The sequence below is a fragment of the Pseudomonas abietaniphila genome, from assembly GCF_900100795.1.
In the GTDB taxonomy this organism is placed as follows: domain Bacteria; phylum Pseudomonadota; class Gammaproteobacteria; order Pseudomonadales; family Pseudomonadaceae; genus Aquipseudomonas; species Aquipseudomonas abietaniphila.
In genome coordinates this window covers 1-2,571 of the sequence record NZ_FNCO01000043.1, presented here as the reverse complement: position 1 = coordinate 2,571, position 2,571 = coordinate 1, and the positions used below count along the sequence as shown (strand labels likewise).

Here is a 2,571-nt window from a genome sequence, read left to right as displayed (position 1 = left end):
TGTTGGCGCTGATTTAAAACTGACCCACCCTGCCGATTGAAAATTGACCCAGGACGGATTGCTGATTTTTGCCCCAGCAATTGTGGATAAGCTTAGCAGCAGTGTTCCGATTCAAGACCATCAAGCCCCACCGCAAGCGGCAGGGCATTTATGGTGCGGATCAAAATGGCTCATCGTCCTCGACATCATCTCCGTCCTTGCGCTTTCGTTCCCGTGACTTGATCTTTGTCTGCGCGGCCAAGGTGCTGTGTTGTAGTCGGTAGGACTCGTTGCCCGTTTCGACGATGTGGCAGTGGTGTGTCAGCCGATCCAGCAACGCGGTGGTCATCTTGGCGTCGCCAAACACACTCGACCATTCCGAGAAGCTCAGGTTGGTGGTGATGACCACGCTGGTGTGTTCGTACAGTTTGGACAGCAGGTGAAATAACAGGGCACCGCCGCTTTGACTGAAGGGCAAATACCCCAGCTCATCCAGTATCACCAGGTCTGTTCGTAGCAGTCCCTGGGCGATTCGCCCTGCCTTGCCATCGTACTTCTCACGCTCCAGCAGATTCACCAGATCCACCGTGGAAAAGAAGCGCACGCGTTTGTTGTGGGCCGTGATTCCGGATACAGCCAAGGCACTGGCCAGGTGTGTTTTCCCGGTTCCAGGGCCGCCGATGAACACGACATTCTGCGCGGTTTCAGTGAACGCTAAGCTGGATAGATCGCTGACCAGCCGGGCATCAGCGCTGGAAGCGCTGAAGTCAAAGCCAGCTAAGTCACGGTGCATGGGGAGTTTTGCCATGTTCATCTGATGATTCACCGAGCGTACCGCGCGATCCGCATGTTCCTGCTGAAGCAGATGTTCCAGCAGCCATTTCGATGAAGCCGTCGACGCTGTTCCTTGAGAGACCAGTTCTTCCCAAGCACTGGCCATGCCGTGCAGGCGAAGTTCTTTGAGTTCAGTCATTAGGTCACGCATTGCGATTCTCCTCATCGGTCGCACGGAGCCGGTCGTAGCGTGCCGTATTGGCAACAGGCGCGACCTTGAGTTGCAGGCTGGTTTCTACACAGGGAGGTGGTGTGGTGGAGGTCAGGCGGGCAACGACATTGAGGATGTGATCGGCGCTCAGACTTCCCGATTCAAGTACCAGCTCCACCGCCACCAGCACTGGTTCGAGACCCGCAATTGGCACAGCAGCCAGTACCTGCATCATGATTCGATCACCGTTGGTGTGACGCCTCAGTCCTCGTTTGAGAAGCCGTAACGGTTTTGGCAAATCAGCAAATGGCGCGCCGTTGCGCAATGCACCAGGCTTGCGTTCGATGAGTGGGATGTAGTGCTGCCAGTCAAAACTGACCTGATCTCGATCAAAGAGGCGCTCGTGACTGGCGATCACCGTTTCGTCGGCAATGACCACGATCCGCGAAGGGTACAAACGGCTGCTGACCCACTGGCCGACTCTCTCACATGGCACTGAATAGCGATTTCGCGCCACGCTGATCAGACAGGTGCTGGAGACCCGCACGGTACGCTCGACGTAGCCATCAAATACCGTCGGCATTGGCATCATTTCGACCTGCTCCAGCTCCAAGACCTCGGCCACCGTCAGCCCGTTGTACTGCGGATGCACCAGTTCGCTCCAGAGCGACCGGCAACGTTGGCCGAGCCAGACATTCAGCTCCTCAAAGGTATGGAACATGCAATTTTGAGCATCGAGCCAGATTCGCCTCCGGCTGTCCTGCACGTTCTTTTCGACGATGCCTTTCTCCCAGCCAGAGGCCACGTTGCAGAAGTCCGGATCGAACAGATAGTGCGCGCACATCACGGAAAACCGGGCGTTGACCGTGCGGCCTTTACCTTTGTTGACCTTGTCGACAGCCGTTTTCATGTTGTCGTAGATGCCGCGACGTGGCACGCCACCCAACGCTCCAAACGAGCGCGTATGGGCATCAAATAGCATCTCGTGGCCTTGGCTGGGGTACGCAACCAACCAGAATGCGCGGCTGGCGCACAGCTTCATGTGGGAGACCTGGACACGTCGAAAAAGACCACCGATCAGCAGACCTTCTTCGCTCCAGTCAAATTGAAAGGCCTCACCGAGAGCAAACGTCAGCGGTACAAAAGCGCGTAAAGACTTGCCTTGCTCCCCTCGCCAAGAGCGGACAAACGCCGTGAGCTGGCTGTAGCCGCCGTCGTAACCCTCGGCCTTGATCTGCTCGAAAAGCGCTTTGGCGCTCCTGCGGTTGTGTCTTGGCCGGAACGAATCGGCCTTGAGCGCCTGCTCCAGGGTCTCGTGAAAAGGGCTGAGCTTATTGAAGGTTGCGCACCGTTGGTACGCTGGCTGAGTGGCTTCGGGCGCTCTGACCCATTTTCGGATGGTGTTTCTCGACAGCCCGGTACGCTTGGCTATCTGATGCAGCGAGAGCTTGTCGCGGAAGTACATCCGCCGGATTTTTCCCAACATTTCCATGCTGATCACCCTGTGTTCTCCTGCTCAAAAAGTGAGCAGAAGCAGTTGAACACCTGGGTCAGTTTTCAGTCGGCAGAACAGCCTCTACTGGGTCAGTTTTCGGTCAGCGGCAACA

General features: G+C 56.5%; 2 protein-coding genes. Both read right to left on the bottom strand.

Annotated features, from left to right (window positions below; genetic code table 11):
• Positions 1 to 160: 160 nt before the first annotated feature.
• Positions 161 to 964 carry an IS21-like element ISPsy20 family helper ATPase IstB gene (istB, locus tag BLS87_RS33200; protein ID WP_029241171.1) on the bottom strand — a complete coding sequence of 268 codons (804 nt, stop codon included), beginning with the start codon at positions 962 to 964 and terminating at the stop codon, positions 161 to 163.
• On the bottom strand, positions 957 to 2,456 hold the full coding sequence (istA, locus tag BLS87_RS33195; RefSeq protein WP_115129398.1) for an IS21 family transposase: 1,500 nt from the start codon (positions 2,454 to 2,456) through the stop codon (positions 957 to 959). Before istA ends, istB begins: the two co-directional genes overlap by 8 nt.
• Positions 2,457 to 2,571: the final 115 nt, after the last annotated feature.